This is a genomic window from Bifidobacterium kimbladii (assembly GCF_032193675.1).
GTDB lineage: Bacteria > Actinomycetota > Actinomycetes > Actinomycetales > Bifidobacteriaceae > Bombiscardovia > Bombiscardovia kimbladii.
Genome location: NZ_JASTZZ010000006.1, coordinates 12,573 through 30,079, shown reverse-complemented (window position 1 = coordinate 30,079; position 17,507 = coordinate 12,573). Strand labels below are relative to the sequence as shown.

The following is a 17,507-nucleotide window of genomic DNA, read 5'->3' as shown; positions in this document are numbered from 1 at the left end:
GCTTGTCATAGAGGCAACGAGGAACCCGAGGTTTTCAGGTTATCCGTGCTTTAGATCTGAATTCTGCGCCCGTTGCAGACCACGGTTTTGACGGACCAGTCGGCCGGGTTCAGGAGGAGGAGGTCGGCCGCATAGCCGGGTGCCAGCAGACCCAGTGGGGCATCGGTGATGGGGTTGGGACGGTCCAGCCCCAGGGCCCGGGCAGGTGTCAGAGTGGCGGCTTCCACTGCCTGTGGGGCTGGGACGCCAATGTATCGGACGGCTCTGCCGACCGCTACATCCAGGGTTAGCGTTGAACCAGCGATGGCTCCGTTGGAGGTCAGGCGGGCGTGCCCGCCCTTCACGGTTACATCCAGGGAACCCAGCTTGTAGGCGCCGTCCTCGCAGCCGGTGGCCTCCATAGCGTCGGTGACCAGGGCTATCCGATGGGGGAAGAGCCTGAAGGCCAGATCGACGCAGGGGTCCTGCACATGGAAACCGTCGTTGATCAGCTCGGCCGTGACCCGAGGGTCCTCCACGGCGGCCGGAATGGGTCCTGGCTGACGGTGGCGGATGCCGTTCATGGCGTTGAAGACATGAGTGAGTATGCGGGCGCCGGCATCAAAGGCGCGGCGGGTCTGGTCATAGTCGGCATCGCAATGGCCGACCGCGGGCACTACACCAGATCCGGCCAGGCGTGATATGGCCTCGTAGCCATGGTCGCGCTCGGGGGCCAGCGTCACCTGGCGTATGCAACCGTCGGCGGCCTCCAGAAGACTGTCGAGAACCGCGGGTTCAGGGTCGCGCAGGCACTTGGGATCGTGCGCCCCCTTGCGGGAGAGGGCGATGAAGGGCCCCTCCAAGTGGGCGCCCAGCACGTCGGGTCTGGAGTCCATGACCCGCCTGACCGAGCGCAGATTGGTGCACATCGTGTCGACCGGGTTGGTGATCAGGCTGAGCACCTGCCGGGTGGTTCCATGGACCATATGGCAGGCCCTGGCTGTGCGAATGGCCTCGTCACCGTCATCGAAGGAGTGAACCCAGCCGCCGTGGGAGTGGATGTCGATGAACCCGGGGGTGAGGATGAAGCCGGCTGCGTCGATGAACTCCACACCGCTCGCATTCGCGCCATGGTTATCGGATCCAGGCTGGAAGGAGGGTGGCAGGCTGGGCAGGCCAGCGGCCCTCAGGGCGGATTCCAGGCTCTCCCGGCCTTGTCCGACCTGCTTGATCCTGCCATCCAGGGCCAGAATCCAGCTGTCTTCCCTGATGCCCCGGGCATCTATCAGCCTTGCGCCGGTCAGGACAAGGGGATGGGTCGGTCCATTCAGGGATGACTCGACCGCGAGCCCCGCCGACCCGTATGCTTCCTTGGACATGTTTGGTCTGCCTTCTAGATGGACTGCCAGTCAGGCTTGTTGGCATATGCCCACTTGTAGTAGTCGCGGTTGCGCAGGCGGGAGGCGGCGGCCTCGTCTACGATCACGGTGGCGTGGGGGTGCATCTGGAGGGCGGAGGCCGGGCAGAAGGACGATATGCCGCCCTCTACGCTCTCGGCCACAGCTTCCGCCTTGCCGGCCCCGAAGGCCAGGAGGACCAGCTGGCGTGCCTTGAGGATGGTCCCGATTCCCTGGGTGATGCAGTGGGTGGGCACCTGGTCCATGTCATTGTCGAAGAATCGGGCGTTGTCGATGCGTGTCTGCTCGGTCAGGGTCTTGATGCGGGTGCCCGAGGCCAGGGAGGATCCGGGCTCGTTGAAGCCGATGTGTCCGTCAGTGCCGATGCCCAGGATCTGCAGGTCGACGCCGCCGGCATCCTCGATTGCCTGGTCGTACACGCGGCCAGCGTCCTTGATGGTTTCCAGGTTCCCATTGGGCACCCTCACCTTGGCAGGGTCCAGGCCCAGAGGCTTGACCACGGTCCGGTCGATGGTGGACCGGTAGGACTGGGGGTGGGCCGGATCCAGCCCCGCATACTCGTCCAGGGCGAAGCCGCGCACCTGGGATACGTCGATCCCCTCCTTGTGGACCAGATCAGCCAGCGCCTGGTATGCCGCCAGGGGGCTGGACCCCGTGGCCAGACCCAGCACGCAGTCAGGCTTGCGCCGGATCAGGTCGGCCGTGCAGCGGGCATAGATTCGGCCGGCTTCCTCCTGGGACTTGACGATGATGATTTCGGTCATGATGCGATTTCCTTTCCGATAAAGTCAAATGGGCGACTGTCGGCGGCCATGCGTCCTGCCAGGGCGGCGCCGATGGCTGCGATGGGCAGGTCGGCCGTGGCCAGGCGCAACCGGTCGGGCAGATTCAGCGAGGCGATGAAGTGGCTGCAGGCTGCGCTCCTATGCAGATGCTCGGTGACCAGATCCAGCAGGGGCTGGCCGGTTTTGCTCATGCCGCCGCCCAGGATGATGATCGCGGGATCGATGGTCAGGGCCACGATCTGCACGGCCAGGGCAATGCCATGGCCGATGATGTCCTCCACTCTCTGGGCGCGCTGATTCCCTTGACTTGCCTGGGCGATCAGGTCGGGCAGGGGATGGGCGATTCCCGGCCAGAGGGCTTCCACGGCCGAGCCTGAGGCCACGGTCTCCAGACAGCCACGCTGGCCGCACTTGCAGGGGAACTGGTGGGCATCCACTGAGATGTGGCCGATTTCGCCGATTGCCCCGCTGGCTCCGTGTTCGATTCGGCCTCCGCGTATGATGCCTGCTGCCAGACCCGTGCCTAGGTTGATGAAGGCCACTACGTGGTTGTCCTGGTCAGGCAGGGCCCTGGGTCCGTCACGCCCCGGCTCTGATGCGGGGTGTCGGGCCTGGTCCTTGGCAGCCTGGGAGTGGGGTGTGGTTCCAGGGGCCATCAGAGTGTCGCCAGTCTGCGAGGCAGCTCCGAGGGCAGCGATGTTGACATCGTTCTCAACGCGGACGGGCAGACCGGTCGTCTTGGCCACGGCAGGGCCCAGAGCCATGTGGCGGATGCCTAGGTTGACCGCGTCATCCACCATCCCCCGATTGGCATCCACTCGCCCCGGGATGCCTAATCCTACGGTGAACGGACCCTGGTTTGGGCCCACCTGATCCAGCAGGTGGCGGATAAGTGCCGCTGTGTCGTCATGAACCGCTTGGTTGCCCTGGCGCGTGGGGGTTCGACGGCAGGCCAGCAGGTGTTCGTCACCATCTATGGCCACGCCCTCGATCTTGGTGCCGCCGATGTCGATTCCCAGGCTGATCGGGCCGGCCTGGACGCTGTCTTTGTCTGCCCTGGGATGCGGGGTCGATGTTGCCATGGGGTTCAGCGAGCCTGGCCCTGGTCCGTCCGTCCCTGCCCGCAGGCCTGCTTGATGGCCGTAGCGATGGAGACCGCCGGGTCGTTGTAGGGGATCAGGGTGGACTGGAAGGCGTGATAGAGGTCGGATTTGCCGGGCCAGACTGTGCCGATGACATGGTTGTCGGCATCCAGCTGATGCCACCAGGACCCGCCCTGGTGGTCGATCAGATAGTGGTCTACGTAGCTGCAGAAGGTGGCGTACCAGTCGGCGTAGGTGGCCTTGCCGGTGGCTGCGTAGAGGGTGGACGAGGTATTCAGGGCCTCGGCCAGGGTCCAGTGCATGCGGTCGTGGACCACCGGGCGGCCCTGCCAGTCCGTGGTGTAGACCAGACCTTCGGCTCCGTCGGCGGCCCAGCCATCCTCAACAGCCCTGGCGAACAGGTGCTCGGCAGCTTCGATATAGCGGCGGCGGTCGGTCTCCTGATCGAACCTGCTTAATGCGTACTGGGTGATCAGCCTGGCCCATTCGATTCCGTGGCCCGGCGTGGCACCGTAAGGCTTGAACTGATCGGCCTTGTTGTCCTGGTTGTAGTCCAGGTCGGCCTGCCAGTCGCTGTTGAAATGCTCGGGAATGCGCCACTGGTTGTTCTCGGCCCAGCTGATGACCTGGTCGATGATGCGGCCGGCGCGCTCGCGGTACTCCTCCTTGCCGGTGGCATCGGCCACGGCCAGGAAGGCCTCGGTGCTGTGCATGTTGGCGTTGAGCCCCCGGTAGGGGTCCAGCCGAGTGAAGCCGCTGTCCCAGGTGTCGACGGCCAGGCCCTTCTCGTCATCCCAGAAGTAGCGGTTGAAGATCTCCAGCGCCTGATCCAGCAGCTCCTGTCCATCGGGATCGCCGGCCAGCATGGCCGAGGAGGCAGCCAGGACCACGAAGGCGTGGGTATAGCAGGACTTGCCGCTCTCGGGCTGGCCCTGCCAGGAGACTGAAGGGTACCAGCCGCCGTGTTCATCGTCGTGCAGGTTGCCTTGAAGGGCCTGGACGCCGCGGTGGACCAGCTCCGACGCTCCCGGGTAGCCCAGGAGGCTGCCGATGGCGTAGACGTGGGTCATCCGGCAGGTGATCCAGGTCTGAATGCCCTGGTCGGGGTCGATGCTGCCGTCGTCATTGAGCCAGCCGGCGCCGCCCTGCTCGGTGGGGAACCCGCGCCCGAAGTCCAGGAAACCGTAGGTCTGCGAGGCCATGAAGATGCGGTTGGCCTCGTTGCCCAGCAGGTATCGGGGATTGATGGCGGACGGTGAGGTTCCCGAATGGTTCGGTGTCGTGGTCATGGCGATCGCTCCTTTGCTCAGCGAGGGGATGCAGCTGTTTCTGGTATCTGTTCACAGCCTAACACGTAATTGTTAGGAAACTGAACTTTTTACTGGCTACCCATGTGGTCTTGTCTACGATGCTAGGAGCAGTCATGAAAAGGACCGCTTTTATGCTGCTATGGCGAGATCTGGATCTGCCTGGACAAGGAAGTTTACAATATAAGGAGCAAGCATGGATGGGCATAGTCACGGGGTTCAAGGCCCAATCCCCATGGCGGGTCCCCGTTCCCGCATTATCTATCGTCAGGCGAATTATGACCAGCAATACCGGCAACCTGTCCAAGGCACTGCCCAAGTCGGTGCGGCATCACAACCGAGCCATCCTGCTCAGGCTGCTCTATCCCGATGTCAGCATGACCAGGGCTGATCTGGCCCGCGCTTCAGGGCTGACCAGGGTTGCCATATCAGACATCGTGGCCGAGCTGCTGGACGAGCATCTGCTCGTGGAGGTGGGCTATAGCAAATCCACTGGGCCGGGCAAGCGGGGACGGCTGCTGCGCATCAATCCTGACGGGCGCAGCATCCTGGCCCTGGACCTTTCCACGCCCTACGTCTTCAGAGGGGCGGTGCTCAACCTGACCGGGCAGGTGGTGGCGCGTGAGGAGATTCCGCTGACTGCTGACGGCAAGGTTTCCCTGGACTTGGTGGGGGAGCTGACCGATTCGTTGATGCAGCGGGCAGCTCATCCCATTATGGGCATCGGCGTATCCAGTCCCGGCATCGTCAGTGCTGAAGGCGTCGTGGATGATGCTACCAACCTTGGCTGGGTTCAGACCGACCTGCGCGGCTATCTGCATGAGAAGACAGGCCTGGATGTGACAGTCAACAACGATGCCAACAACGAGGTTCTGGCCGAGCAGCAGTTCGGCTCAGGACAGTCCGACCTATTGCTGGTCCATCTGGGCGACGGAGTTGGGGCAGGATTGCTGGTTTCCGGCGAGCTGGTGACCGGTTGCAACCGCGCGGCCGGCGAGATTGGCCATGTGGTGGTGGACCCCACCGGCCCTCAGTGCCGCTGCGGCAAGCGCGGCTGCTTGGAATCGCTGATCAGCGTTCCTAAGCTGACTGCTGCAATGGACAGGGATCCTGACAATCTGGCCAGCATTCTGCGCCGGGCTGGCGAACTGCTGGGCCGTGCCCTGACCATGCCTGCCGGCCTTATGGACATTCCTCGCGTGGCGGTCCTTGGCGACTCCAGAGTGGTCAACCGCATCTTCCTGAGCGCCATGGAGAAGACCATGAACGATGCCTTGGCCGCTGATTTCCGGCGGCCCCTTGTGGTCGATCGCTCGGCCCTGGGTGAGGATGCCGCCTTGCTTGGGGCCTGCAGCACAGTGGTGGCGGACCTGATCGAGCCTGACGGCACCGTCTGAAAGTGGATTGAAGACCTGTCTCGCAACCGTGCCCGGTGTTGGTGATTCGCGCACATCGCCGAGACCTGCTACCATGGTGACTCGCATGCGGTTGGCCGAGGTCTGACCCCGGTAGCCGGATTTGCGGGCGTAGTTCATTGGTAGAATGGAAGCTTCCCAAGCTTCAGAGGCGGGTCCGATTCCCGTCGCCCGCTCTCGCAAGAAACATTGGAATGCCGAAGAAGGCGATGGTTTCTATTTTCCTATTCATAAATAAAATAAACACAAGTGTTCTAACTATGATTCAGTCATGAGAGGATCAAAATTGACTGCTTTAGAGACCGCTGCAGTATCTCTCACACAACTAGTCGCAAAGTCTGTTGGCGATGGGGTTCTTTCAAAGGTGAAAGCGATTAAACTGCAAAAAGATCAGAATGCAATGGCTAATGCATATGATGCAATTATCAACGATTTAGTGCAGGATCGGGCTGAAGCTATAAGGATAGCCCAAGCGTACAAGACAGAGGTGGATAGGATTGAAATCAGCGATGATGACATCAACCATTTACATAATACTATAGAAAAATTGATTAGAATTTTCGGTAAATATGATGCAGAATTTACGAAGACAGCAGATCAAATAAATGCACTTATTTCAGTGGATACGCTCAAAGCCATACAACTTCTCGGTTTTAACTATAAAGAAGCAATTGGAGAGCCGCTAACAAGAATATGCGCAGATGCAATTCAAAAGGGCTTATCTAGGAAAGTTACAGTTGGTTAGTGATTAGTTTTATCAACATCTTTAAGGAGCAGGGGTCTGATCAACGCGTTTTCCCAGAAGGATTCGCAGCTTATAGCATGTATAAGTACAAATACGGATCTGTTGAGTCAGTCTTCAAGTTCACTTGTACTATACTCGATACTTTATGATTTATGCATAGTTTCCGCAGTGCGGGCCATCCTGTGGTTTCTAGCGCATTAGTGGGCACGAATGTTTCTTGTTAACTGCATATAACTGTTCCTTACTATCTGGGGTGAAGTGGCTTTCAGCATCTACAAATGTCTAGGTTAGGTTCCTGATACTCAGAATTTGACGCAATAGAGAAGGTCTGGGCGATTTAAGAATATTAGAAGCTGATCTAATGATATAGCTTCGATTTTTGCAGACAGATCTATAACTTTTTCGGTTTGTAGAGGCGCTCCTTACCATCGTCATTTTGCCGTTTGTATTTGTCCTCTCTCCTAAAGCTGTTTTATTACAAATGCCATTTTCAGACTCTTTATAGGTCGTAAAGCTAGTAAAAAAGTATTCCTTTCGCAAAATAAGTATCTGACAATATTCCTGAAAATTCCGGAGTGTCGAAGCACGGTGCCTCAGGTCGGGCAGTGGAAGATGAGGGGGTACAGGGAAGTACGGAAAGGACGGCCATCATGGTTGATTATCACGTGCAATACGACGGGGATCGCGATCTCTGGACAGTCAAGCGGGCCGGGGCCACACGCGTCTCCCGCACCTTCGCCACCAAGGCGGAGGCCACCAAGCAGGCCAAGGTCTTTGCAGACCGGTCCGGCGGCGGCGAGGTCAACATCCATAACAAGGGCGGCAACAAAATCCGCGACAAGCGCACCATAGGCAAGAAGGATCCCCGAGACATCAAGGGGTGAACGCTAACTGAGCTCTGGGACCTTTCGCCGTCACCGGGCCTGTGCATGTGCCGAACATCGCGGCGATAAGCACCTATGCCCATAGAACTATGCCCATCTATCAGCCCAGCAGGATGTTGGGATGGTGAAGCATTGGCCGCCGTCGCTGGTCTGCATGTGTCCGCCCCCATAGACTGAAACCAACCGTGAAAGGTGGCGAGGTCGATGGCCGATGGATTCAACCAGCTGGATCAGCGGCTGGCGGACAGCGGGTATGACGAGGGTCTGCCGGCATCCTACCCTCCTCGCCCAGATATTGATGAGCGTCCTATTCAGATAGCCCATGCCAACATCTGGAGTCGGTTTGCGGCAGTCACGGGGCTGGTCTCGGCCCTGGCGGGCGCTGCCTTGCTGGCCCATGCCATAGCCCCCTCCAGGCTGGGGGTCATAGGCCAGGTGGGCATCTCAGCCTGGGTGGGCGTCTCTGTGGCCTTTGCCCTGTTGACCATAATCCTGGTCGTCATAGCCCGTCATTCCGGACCAGTCCCGAACCGGCCATCGGTAGGCTCGGCGGGCATTATTCTTCTGATCTGCGGAATGCTCTTGACCGTGGCAGGCCTGCTCATCGCCAACTCTTTTCCCAAGGGCATCATCAAGGCTCCTGCGCGCGACGAAGCGCCCATCAGCTCGGCCCAGGCTATGACCGACGGTATCGACAAGGCTGTCGGTCAGTGCGCTTCGGGTTGGCATGACATCGGCCTAGACGGGTATGTGGGCATCTCCCAAGCCCGGTATTGCACCGATACGACCATGGCCTACGTGGTTTTCGACAACGATTCAGCGGCATCCCTGGCCAAAGGGCCTATCCGCGCCCGCGTGCCTGATCTGCTCTCCCGCTATGGAGGCGGGCTACAGCCTCAGGATCTATGGATGCTGACCGGCAAGCGTTGGATGGTGGTGGGCAGCAAGACCCAGGTGACCGGATTGCAGGGCCAGTGGGGTGGCCAGGCCGAGCCGCTCATGAGCCAGCAGTGAATGACCGGGCCAGTCGACTATCGTGGCAGATATGGATCAAGCACAAAAGGATGACGGCGGATTGGTGGGTCGGCCCTCCACGGTGGTGCCCGGACGTTTTGGGCAGGAGCTCAAGGTCGAGCAGGTCCGTTGGTCCCGCAAGGAGGGCACGGGCAACCCCTCGCGGCCCATTTTTGTACTCATGCACGGCTGGGGCTCCAACGAGGAGGACATGGCTGACCTGATGCGCTACGTGGCCCCCTACAACGACTACGCATCCCTTCGGGCGCCCATGGTGGTGCCAGGCAGCGAGCGCGGCATGTTCGGCCCGGGCTACACCTGGTTTCACGATATGCGCCCCGAGCAGGAGGACCTGGATCGGGATGGCTATGCAGCGGCCCGGGCTGTGGACGCCTGGGTTTCAGCCAACATCCCGGAGAACCGACCGGTGGTGGCCATGGGCTTCTCCCAGGGGGCTATGTTGGCGGTTCATCTGCTTCGGGTCAACCCTGAGCGCTACCGGGCATCCATATGCCTGTCCGGGTTCCTTGCCCCGGGTCTGGTGCCTGGCACTGCTCCGGCAGATAAGCGCCTGGCTGGCTTGAACAAGCCGGTCTTTCTGGGCTTCGGTTCGGATGACACCACGGTGCCCAAGTACGAATTCCGCGCCCTGGCCGCCTGGCTGGATGAGCACGTATGGCTGCACACCACCGAGTACGATCACCTGGAACATGCCGTCGACATGCGCGAGATGAACGATCTGCGCCAGTGGCTGGGCGAGATCGACGTGACCTCGGGCCTTATGTAGATCGGCTCACAGGGCCGAGTCGGCATCGACCTGCATGACGTAGACGTTGCGGCGCATCTTCCTGGCTGTCGTGCGCGAGATTTCCCCGGATTCAACCATGTCCTGGATCTGGCTCAGCTCAATGGCGTAGCCCTCGCGCTTGGCCTCCTCCACCTGATCCCTGACGGCAGGTATCCCCGCGTATTCGGTCTTTCCCTCCGCGGAGGATTCAATCATCTGGTGGTTGATGATGGTGTTCAGCAGGTCCTCGGTCTTGAAGCGGCCCTTGCCCAGCTCGGAGTAGAGCTTTTCGATCAGGAAGTGGTTCATCTCCGCCTGCAGATGGCGTCCTGCCACGTAGACCCGGTCCTTGTCGATCGGCTGGGTCAGGTGCTTCAGGCGATGGAACTGGCTGTGCAGCAGGCCCCTGATACGCCGACGAGCCGTGTAGGCCCTCCAGCGGAGCTCCCCGCCCCTGTCCAAGTGGAAGAGGGACCCGGATATGGTGGACAGGATTCTGCGGGCGGCCTGTTCCTGGCTGCGCAGATTCAGCAGTTCCTCCTGGTCGTCTCCGCGGTCGCTGCGCCGGTCGATCAGCTGGGCGTCGGCATCCCTGTCGGCCACAGTCTCGGCCTCGGTGCTGGGTTCGGCTTCGGCCGCAGGCTGTGTTGATGCAGGTGCCTGCTCAATACTTGCGTTCTCGCTCTTGAGCCGCTCCTCCAGCTGGTCCTGGGCCTCCTCGATCCGGCTCAGCCGTTCCTCCATGTAGTCCTGCTCCCACTCCATGGTCTGCACCTGCAGGTCCTGGAAGTCCTTGGGGGAGTACTGGCCGATCCGCGACTTGAGCTTGGCGATGCGGTGGTTGTACTGCTTGATCACCTGCTGGATGGCCAGCCGGTTCTCGTCAGTGATCCTGCTGGAGAGCTCCCGGACCGTGCCCCTGAGCACCTTGATGGATTTTTCGACCTGCTGGGCCGGCACCTCGCTGCTCTGCTGTGAGGGGGCCAGCAGCGGCAGGGCGAAGTTGGCCAGCACCAGGGTGACGATGATGACCCCGGCGGCCACGAAGATCAGCTCGCTGCGCATGGGGAAGGCGGACCCGTCGTCGGTCATATAGGGGATGGTCAGGGCCAAGGAGAGGGTGATGGTCCCCTTGGGGCCGCCGAAGGTCATGACGGCCGCCGACCTCAGGAGCTTGGATGTGATCCTTCGTCTGCTGCCGGTTTCATGGTCCTTGGTGAAGATCAGGACGCTGGCCGTCCAGAGGAAGCGCAGCACGATCACGGTCAGGCAGACCAGGGTGATGGTGGCCACCAGCATCCAGTTGCTGACCCGCCGGTCTCGCCAGCTGGTGCCCATGGCCGCTGGCAGCAGCATGCCCAGAAGGACGAAGACCGCGCCGTTGAGGCTGAAGGAGAGCACCTTCCAGACGCTTGATGAGACGATGTTGGCCTTGGAGGTATTGGGTCCCACTCCGGTGTGGTCGAAACGGACCAGCAGCCCGGTGGAGACCACGGCCAGGACCCCGGACACATGCAGGATGTTCTGCCCGACCATGTAAATCAGGAAAGGAAGGAAGAGCTCCAGCAGGATCCTGGTGGTGGTGGTCTCCCAGCCCAGGCGGCGAGCGGATTCAAAAAGCCAGTTGACCACAAATCCCATGATCAGGCCGAAGCCGATGCCGCCCACGAACTCGAGGAGGAACTCGCCCAGGGCCCGGGGCAGGGAGAAGGAGCCGGTCACGGTGGCCAGGATGGCGAACTGGAAGCCGATGACGCCGGTGGCGTCGTTGAAGAGCGATTCGCCGGCAAGAATGGAATGTTCGTCCGGTGTGAGGTCAGCGCTCTCGCCCAGGGAGGAGACGGCCACGGCATCGGTGGGCCCCAGGGCGGCGCCCAGGGCCATGGCTGCAGCCAGGGGGAACATGGGCCAGGCAGCATGCAGAATGACGCCCACCATGATCATGGTCAGGGCAGCCAGGCCAATGGCCAGGGAAAGGGATGACCGCAAGCCCTTGAGCAGCTCCACCTTGTTGATGGTGTGGGCCTCGTAGTAGAGCAGGGGCGCGATGAAGAGGACCATGAACAGCTCAGGATCCAGCCGCATCCGCGGGAAAATGGGCAGCAGGGCCATGACTGCGCCCAGGGCGATCTGGACCAGAGGGGTGGAGATCCGGGGAATGAATCTGGAAATGAAGGAAGAGACGAGGACGGCAGCAAGTATGCACAGAATGAGGATGAATGTTTCCACGGGCTTCCTTTCCGCCACGCAATCCCGGGCGGGCTGCCGCAGGCCCGACTAGCAGGGTTCGTTCGACCAATGAAGGAATCTTCGAGTGCAGGGTCGCATGAGGATCAACGTCGCATAGTCCAGTATACGGAATGGCGATATCCAGGAACAGTATTGATGGACAATGTGCGCTAAGTTGACACCTCCAGTCAAAACGGTGGACAGACTGCGCTCGCGATAGGCGAACATTTGTGAAAATCCGGCCTGGGGGGTCCCCACAAGCGCATGAAAGGCCGGCTTAATCGGTATACTCGTGAAGACCGGGAAGGCTCCGAACCTCCCAGCGGGCACTGCTTGCGGCGGCTGACCATGGAGCCCCATCTCCTGACCCCGGGGATTTGCGCGCACGCTATTGTTTCCCCGACGCTTTTGGACATCCCCCGGTCCAGAAGGAAGATTGCAAGAACGACTGCAGAGGGTCGCATGCGGGGACAAATGACCGATCCGGTTTGGAAAGGCCAGGTTGACCGATGACATCATCCATGACATCTACAAATATTAAGAATCAGAACGCAGCGGCGGCAGGGGCTGACATGCGTTTCGACGACACCGACTGGCACAGCCTGGAGACCTCGGCTGTGCTGGAGACCCTGCACGCCGGGGATCAGGGTTTGGATACGCAGGAGAGCGCACGCCGACTGAAGATCTTCGGGCCCAACAGCCTGGCCGAGGCCCAGGCCAAACCCCGTTGGAAGCTCTTCCTGGAGCAGTTCGCCGGCCCCCTGATCGCCGTTCTGATGGTCTGCGGCATCATCACCATTTTTCTGCAGCACTATGTGGACGCTGCGGCCATATTCCTGGTCCTTTTCCTCAACGCCATCATCGGCTATGTGCAGGAGTCTAAGGCCGACAAGGCCGTGGAGGCCCTGACGACCCTGTCCACCCCCACCACACGGGTGGTGCGCCAGGGCCGGATGGAGCAGATTGACGCCGACCAGCTGGTCCCGGGCGATCTGGTCCTGCTGGAGAGCGGCGACCGCATCCCCGCCGACCTGAGGCTGGTCGAGGCCCTTCACCTGCGCATCGACGAGGCCATGCTGACGGGCGAGAGCGAGGACGCCAAGAAGAATACAGACCCCGTGGACCGCGATGCAGCACTGGGCGACAGGCACTGCATGGCCTTCTCGGGCACCATGGTCACCAGCGGCCGTGGACGCGGGCTGGTGGTGGCCACCGGCTCCGACACCGAGCTGGGCGAGATCAACGATCTGGTCCATGTGGCCAAGGGCCGCACACCTTTGCAGCGGATCATCCATCGCACTGAGTTGGGCATCGCCGTCGCCGTCATCCTGGTGGCCATCTTCGTCTTCATCGGCGGAGCCATCCTCAATGGCGATGCCACGGGGGCCTTCCTGTCAGCAGTTTCGCTGGTGGTGGCCTCCATGCCCGAGGCCCTGCCCATCGTGCTGACCGTGGCCATGGCCTTGGGCGTTTCGAGGATGGCTGAATACCATGCCATCGTCCGTTCGCTGCCAGCGGTGGAGACTCTGGGCTCCATCACCGTCATCGGCTCGGACAAGACCGGCACGCTGACCCAGAACCGCATGACCGTGGAACAGTTCACCCTGGGCGGCGGCCAGCCGGTCCCCGTAGAGGGCCTGGACCTGGGCGCAGCGGCTGTATCCGACGACGACCGTATGAGCGGCCTGGCCGCCCTTGCCCGGGCCGGGGCTCTGACCAATGAGGCCCACCGGCAGCCGAATGAACAGGGCGGCATCGAATACAGCGGCGACGCGGTCGACATGGCCATGGCCCGCCTGGCCGACCAGACCGGGGCTGTGACTGCTGAAGACCTGGACGCTCCTATCGTCATGGAGACCCCCTACGAGCCGGAGCTGCTCCATTCCATGACCATCCGCCGCAGTCCGGACGGCACCCTGACCCAATACGTCAAGGGCGCCCCGGACGCGGTCATGGCCATGAGCCGAACCATGCTGGACCCGGATGGCCAGGTCGTTCCTCTGGACACCCAGGCCGTCCACAAGTCCTACGAAGCCATGGGCTCCCAGGGGCTGCGCGTCATAGGCGTGGCCAGCAGGGTCCTCTCCTCTGACCAGGACCCCGCCTCCCGTCGTCGACCTGACGACCTGACCTTCCTGGGGCTTGAGGGCATGCTCGACCCGCCCCGACCCGGCGTGCGCGAGGCTATCGCCGAATGCGCAGGGGCCGGCATCCGCGTGGTCATGATCACCGGCGACCACCCGGTGACCGCGGCCGCCATAGGCCGCCGCCTGGGTCTGGAGCACACCGACCAGGCGCTGACCGGCAGCGAAATGCTGGAGATGAGCGACGAGGTCCTCCGGGCCCGTCTGCGTGAGACCTCCATCGCCGCCCGCGTCTCCCCCCAGGACAAGCTGCGCATTGTGGAGGCCCTGCAGGACGAGGGCCACGTGGTGGCTGTGACCGGCGACGGCGTCAATGACGCCCCGGCACTGAAGGCAGCTTCAGTGGGTATCGCGATGGGTCGTTCCGGCACCGACGTGGCCCGGGAGGCAAGCGATGTGGTCCTGACCGACGACAACTTCGTCACCATCACCCAGGCCGTGCGCCAGGGGAGGGTCATCTTCAAGGCCATCCGCGGATCCGCCTACTTCCTCCTGTCCACGGCCGCAGCCGCCATGATCGCCGTCGGGGTCAATGTGATCTCCGAGGAGCCCCTGCTCTTCCTGCCCCTGCAGATGCTCTGGATCAACTTCGTGACCAACGGTGTCCAGGACATCGCCCTGGGATTCGAACCAGGCAACGGGGATGAACTGGAGTCGCCCCCACGTTCGTCTGGAGAGGGCTTGCTCTCGCGGGTGCTCTGGGCGCGACTGGCCGTCTGCGGGCTCTGGATGGCCACCTGCATCCTGGTCCTCTTCCGCCTCAACATCAACGCGGGGATGGATCTGGCCCACGCCCGGACCATCGCCCTGACCCTGCTGGTCCTCTTCAACTTCTTCGTCGCCATGTCGGCCAGGTCCGAGAACAGGTTGATCTTCCAACTCAATCCCTTGGACAACACCTTCCTTCTGGTGGCCTCGTTCGTGGCCCTGGGCATCCATGCGGGGGCCATGTATCTGGCTCCGGTTGCAGGCGTACTGGGCATGGCCCCCTTGAGCGCAAGCCAGTGGCTTATCTGCCTGGTGATTGGGCTGACGGTCCTGATCTTCAGCGAGGGCGACAAGATGGTTCGTGCCTTCCTGGCCAAGCGTGGCATCGACACGTCCGGGCGGCCCAAGGGCCATCTGCACCATGTGCGCCGCCGCATCGCAGGCATGATCAACTGAACCGACCTGTCGGGCTGAACTGCCAGACTGAACGCGTGCAAGAATGGTGGAAGGCGCCCATGGCGGAGGCCCTGCGGCTGGCCGGCATAGCCGGCGACCGGGGGGACGTGCCCGTGGGCGCCTTGGTCTTGGATGCCTCGGACCGGGTCATCGGCCGGGGCTTCAACCAGCGGCAGGCCCTGGGCCGTCCCCTGGCTCACGCCGAGATGGAGGCCATCGGGAAATCCGACGCGGGCTGGGATCTGGCAGGGTGCACCATGGTCGTCACCCTGGAGCCCTGCCCCATGTGTGCCGGAGCCCTGATGGCCTGCCACTTCAGCAGGGTGGTCTTCGGCGCCTGGGACCCCAAGATGGGCGCCTGCGGGTCGGTCTGGGATCTGCCCCGTGACCCGCACACCGGGTCAAAGGTCGAGGTGCTGGGCGGCGTGTGTGAACAGGCATGCGCCGGGATTCTTGCCGACTTCTTCGCCCGGCACCGCCGGGACTGAGTCCTGTTTTCAGCGGTGGCTGTGATTGGCTCTGTACCGCTGGAAGGCCGGGGTGATCTGGAGGGCCGCCCAGATGCAGCGCAGGACGATCAGGCAGAGGTAGGCGGCGAACAGATTGGCGCCCACTCGCGCGCTGACCCCTGAGGCTGCCCAGGTGCCCACCGGCGTGGTCAGTGCGGCCACGATGCCCAGAAGCAGTCCCTGACCGGCGTGGACCAGATGATGCCTCAGGTTGGTGAATGTCCCTGACAGTGAACTGGGCAGGATGGCCAGCAGGGAGGTCCCCCTGGCGATCAGGTCGCTGGCGCCCAGCAGAGCCAGGGCAGGGACCGCTATGGCTCCGCCGCCAACGCCCAGCAACCCTGACAGGGTTCCGATCAGGATGCCGACCAGCAGAATGATCAGGGCCACCGCCGGGCTCAGCTGGATGCTGCTCTCCCTGGAGGGCGTGGACAGCAGCTGCTGGGCAATGACTGCCATCAGGAAGCCCACATAGAGCCACCTGAGTATCACCTCTGGAAGCCGGTCCAGCAGCCAGGTGCCGATCTGCGCCCCAATGACCGTGCCCACGGCCAGCAGCAGGGCGGCCAGCCAGTCCACATGCCCGCCCAGGGCGTAGGAGGCCACACCGGCCAGCGACATGGGGATCATGGAGGCCAGCGAGGTAGCCGAGGCCTGCCGTTGCTGCAGTCCGGTCCATACCAGGGCAGGCACGATGATCGATCCGCCGCCGATGCCGAACATCCCCGACAGGAATCCGCTGATCACGCCCACCAGAACAAGGATGGCCATGGTCCGCCGGTCCATCCTTCCGGCTCCTCTCTGCTCTTTCTGCATGGGTTCCAGCCTAGGTCGACGTTTCCATCGGGATGGCGGGATGTCCGCGTATGCGGCCAGGTCCTCCAAGGTGCGGGAATCCTGGCATATTCCAGCTCTTGTGTCCACCATGCGACCGTTGCCTTGGTTCCCTTCTGCCGTCTCGGCATACTGCTTGGTATCCCCCGGGCCGGTCCCCGGAGGTGCGTTGTCTAATCAAGAAAATGAAGAGGGTGTGTTTCGATGCGATATACGGTCATCGGTGCCGGAGCCATGGGCTATCGTCTGGGTGTGCTGCTGCAGGAGCAGGCCGGCCTGCAGGTGGATTTCGTGGATACCTGGATGCCCAATATTGACAAGGTTCATGACCAGGGAGGCGTCTATGTCTCCCGCGATCACGAAAATCGTCATTTGGTGCCCGTCAACATTTACACCCCCGAGGACTACGAGGGCGACCCCGATGTCTGGATCGTCATGCTCAAGCAGATGCAGCTGGAGGCTGTCCTGGAGCGTTGCGCACCGCTCTTCCGCGACCATCAGGTGGTCTTCTCGGCCATGAACGGCTGGGGGCATTTCGACAAGCTGCTCAAGTACTTCCCCAAGGAGCGCATCTACGGCGGCACGGCCATGATCGGCACAGTCCTCAACGGGCCGGGCGACGTGGACTTCATCGGCAAATCCGGGGCCGGCTCCATGCACCTGTGCGCCATGACCGAGCAGACCAGCGACCTGGAGCGCGGAATGGCCGAGGACTTCAAGGCCGCCAACCTCAACCCCATCCTGACCGAGAACTTCGAGGGCACCTGCCTGGCCAAGATCATCTTCAACTCGGTGGTCAACACCATCTGCACCATGTACCAGATCACCATGGGCCAGTTCATCTCCTACCCGGGCGCCAAGGATATGTCCCGCCAGCTGATCGACGAGGCCTATGACGCCTGCGAGCGGGCCGGCAAGCAGCTGATCCAGACCCGTCAGGAGACCCTGGACGAGGTGGACTATGTCAGCCGCGTGGGCAATCCCCTCCACTACCCCTCCATGTATCAGGACATGTCCAAGGGCCGCCCGACCGAGGTGGATTACATCAACGGCTATCTGGCACGTCTGGGACGCGAGCATGACTACGTCTGCCGGACCCAGGAGTTCCTGACCCACGGCGTCCATCTGGCCGAGCTGGCCTTCCGCGTCCATCATGAGGAGCAGGCCAACCAGGGGTGAATGGGTGATTT

At 62.0% G+C, this 17,507-nt stretch carries 14 protein-coding genes and 1 tRNA gene; 9 read left to right on the top strand and 6 right to left on the bottom strand.

The window, feature by feature from the left end; all coding sequences use genetic code 11:
• Positions 1-50 precede the first annotated feature (50 nt).
• Genes nagA through QRX41_RS07665 form a run of 4 tightly spaced genes read right to left on the bottom strand, consistent with a single transcriptional unit; the run spans position 51 to position 4,574 of the window.
• Positions 51-1,358 (bottom strand): N-acetylglucosamine-6-phosphate deacetylase, encoded by a 1,308-nt coding sequence (nagA, locus tag QRX41_RS07680; RefSeq protein WP_313839776.1) that lies wholly within the window; start codon positions 1,356-1,358, stop codon positions 51-53.
• A gap of 14 nt (positions 1,359-1,372) precedes the next feature.
• A complete protein-coding gene (nagB, locus tag QRX41_RS07675; RefSeq protein WP_313839775.1) occupies positions 1,373-2,161 on the bottom strand; it encodes a glucosamine-6-phosphate deaminase in 789 nt (262 codons plus the stop codon).
• On the bottom strand, positions 2,158-3,264 hold the full coding sequence (locus QRX41_RS07670) for an ROK family protein (protein WP_313839773.1): 1,107 nt from the start codon (positions 3,262-3,264) through the stop codon (positions 2,158-2,160). The genes nagB and QRX41_RS07670 overlap by 4 nt, the downstream gene beginning before the upstream one ends.
• A gap of 5 nt (positions 3,265-3,269) precedes the next feature.
• Positions 3,270-4,574, bottom strand: a complete 1,305-nt coding sequence (locus tag QRX41_RS07665) for an AGE family epimerase/isomerase (protein ID WP_313839771.1) — start codon at positions 4,572-4,574, stop codon at positions 3,270-3,272.
• 296 nt (positions 4,575-4,870) lie between these two features.
• Here QRX41_RS07665 and QRX41_RS07660 point away from each other — a divergent pair, with 296 nt between their 5' ends.
• The 6 genes from QRX41_RS07660 to QRX41_RS07635 all read left to right on the top strand — a co-directional run bounded on the left by QRX41_RS07660 (position 4,871) and on the right by QRX41_RS07635 (position 9,437).
• Positions 4,871-5,989 (top strand): ROK family transcriptional regulator, encoded by a 1,119-nt coding sequence (locus QRX41_RS07660; protein ID WP_313839769.1) that lies wholly within the window; start codon positions 4,871-4,873, stop codon positions 5,987-5,989.
• A 123-nt stretch (positions 5,990-6,112) separates the two neighbouring features.
• Positions 6,113-6,183 (top strand) — tRNA-Gly (locus QRX41_RS07655).
• A 95-nt stretch (positions 6,184-6,278) separates the two neighbouring features.
• Complete coding sequence (locus QRX41_RS07650; protein ID WP_313839767.1) at positions 6,279-6,752, top strand: hypothetical protein; 474 nt, start codon at positions 6,279-6,281, stop codon at positions 6,750-6,752.
• 650 nt (positions 6,753-7,402) lie between these two features.
• On the top strand, positions 7,403-7,636 hold the full coding sequence (locus QRX41_RS07645; RefSeq protein ID WP_313839766.1) for a DUF2188 domain-containing protein: 234 nt from the start codon (positions 7,403-7,405) through the stop codon (positions 7,634-7,636).
• Between the two features lie 204 nt (positions 7,637-7,840).
• A complete protein-coding gene (locus QRX41_RS07640; RefSeq protein WP_313839764.1) occupies positions 7,841-8,650 on the top strand; it encodes a hypothetical protein in 810 nt (269 codons plus the stop codon).
• 31 nt (positions 8,651-8,681) lie between these two features.
• Entirely contained in the window at positions 8,682-9,437 is a 756-nt protein-coding gene (locus QRX41_RS07635; RefSeq protein WP_313839762.1) for an alpha/beta hydrolase, read from the top strand.
• 6 nt (positions 9,438-9,443) lie between these two features.
• Here the strand turns inward: QRX41_RS07635 and QRX41_RS07630 are convergent, their stop codons facing one another.
• Positions 9,444-11,666, bottom strand: coding sequence for a cation:proton antiporter domain-containing protein (locus QRX41_RS07630; protein ID WP_313839760.1), 2,223 nt, complete (start codon positions 11,664-11,666; stop codon positions 9,444-9,446).
• A 521-nt stretch (positions 11,667-12,187) separates the two neighbouring features.
• On the opposite strand from QRX41_RS07630, the gene QRX41_RS07625 reads away from it, so the two are divergent.
• Positions 12,188-14,974, top strand: a complete 2,787-nt coding sequence (locus QRX41_RS07625; RefSeq protein ID WP_313839758.1) for a cation-translocating P-type ATPase — start codon at positions 12,188-12,190, stop codon at positions 14,972-14,974.
• A 35-nt stretch (positions 14,975-15,009) separates the two neighbouring features.
• Positions 15,010-15,462, top strand: a complete 453-nt coding sequence (locus tag QRX41_RS07620; RefSeq protein ID WP_396176803.1) for a nucleoside deaminase — start codon at positions 15,010-15,012, stop codon at positions 15,460-15,462.
• Positions 15,463-15,471: 9 nt separating this feature from the next.
• Here QRX41_RS07620 and QRX41_RS07615 read toward each other — a convergent pair whose 3' ends face one another.
• Entirely contained in the window at positions 15,472-16,410 is a 939-nt protein-coding gene (locus QRX41_RS07615; RefSeq protein ID WP_313839755.1) for a sulfite exporter TauE/SafE family protein, read from the bottom strand.
• A 111-nt stretch (positions 16,411-16,521) separates the two neighbouring features.
• Between QRX41_RS07615 and QRX41_RS07610 the strand changes: the two genes are divergently transcribed.
• Positions 16,522-17,496, top strand: coding sequence for a ketopantoate reductase family protein (locus QRX41_RS07610; protein WP_313839753.1), 975 nt, complete (start codon positions 16,522-16,524; stop codon positions 17,494-17,496).
• Positions 17,497-17,507: the final 11 nt, after the last annotated feature.

Coding starts and splice junctions, on each gene's coding strand:
- QRX41_RS07650 (WP_313839767.1), top strand. CDS start 6,279: ATGAGAGGATCAAAATTGACTGCTTTAGAGACCGCTGCAGTATCTCTC.
- QRX41_RS07665 (WP_313839771.1), bottom strand. CDS start 4,574: ATGACCACGACACCGAACCATTCGGGAACCTCACCGTCCGCCATCAAT.
- nagB (WP_313839775.1), bottom strand. CDS start 2,161: ATGACCGAAATCATCATCGTCAAGTCCCAGGAGGAAGCCGGCCGAATC.
- QRX41_RS07645 (WP_313839766.1), top strand. CDS start 7,403: ATGGTTGATTATCACGTGCAATACGACGGGGATCGCGATCTCTGGACA.
- nagA (WP_313839776.1), bottom strand. CDS start 1,358: ATGTCCAAGGAAGCATACGGGTCGGCGGGGCTCGCGGTCGAGTCATCC.
- QRX41_RS07615 (WP_313839755.1), bottom strand. CDS start 16,410: ATGGTGGACACAAGAGCTGGAATATGCCAGGATTCCCGCACCTTGGAG.
- QRX41_RS07610 (WP_313839753.1), top strand. CDS start 16,522: ATGCGATATACGGTCATCGGTGCCGGAGCCATGGGCTATCGTCTGGGT.
- QRX41_RS07660 (WP_313839769.1), top strand. CDS start 4,871: ATGACCAGCAATACCGGCAACCTGTCCAAGGCACTGCCCAAGTCGGTG.
- QRX41_RS07670 (WP_313839773.1), bottom strand. CDS start 3,264: ATGGCAACATCGACCCCGCATCCCAGGGCAGACAAAGACAGCGTCCAG.
- QRX41_RS07625 (WP_313839758.1), top strand. CDS start 12,188: ATGACATCTACAAATATTAAGAATCAGAACGCAGCGGCGGCAGGGGCT.
- QRX41_RS07635 (WP_313839762.1), top strand. CDS start 8,682: ATGGATCAAGCACAAAAGGATGACGGCGGATTGGTGGGTCGGCCCTCC.
- QRX41_RS07640 (WP_313839764.1), top strand. CDS start 7,841: ATGGCCGATGGATTCAACCAGCTGGATCAGCGGCTGGCGGACAGCGGG.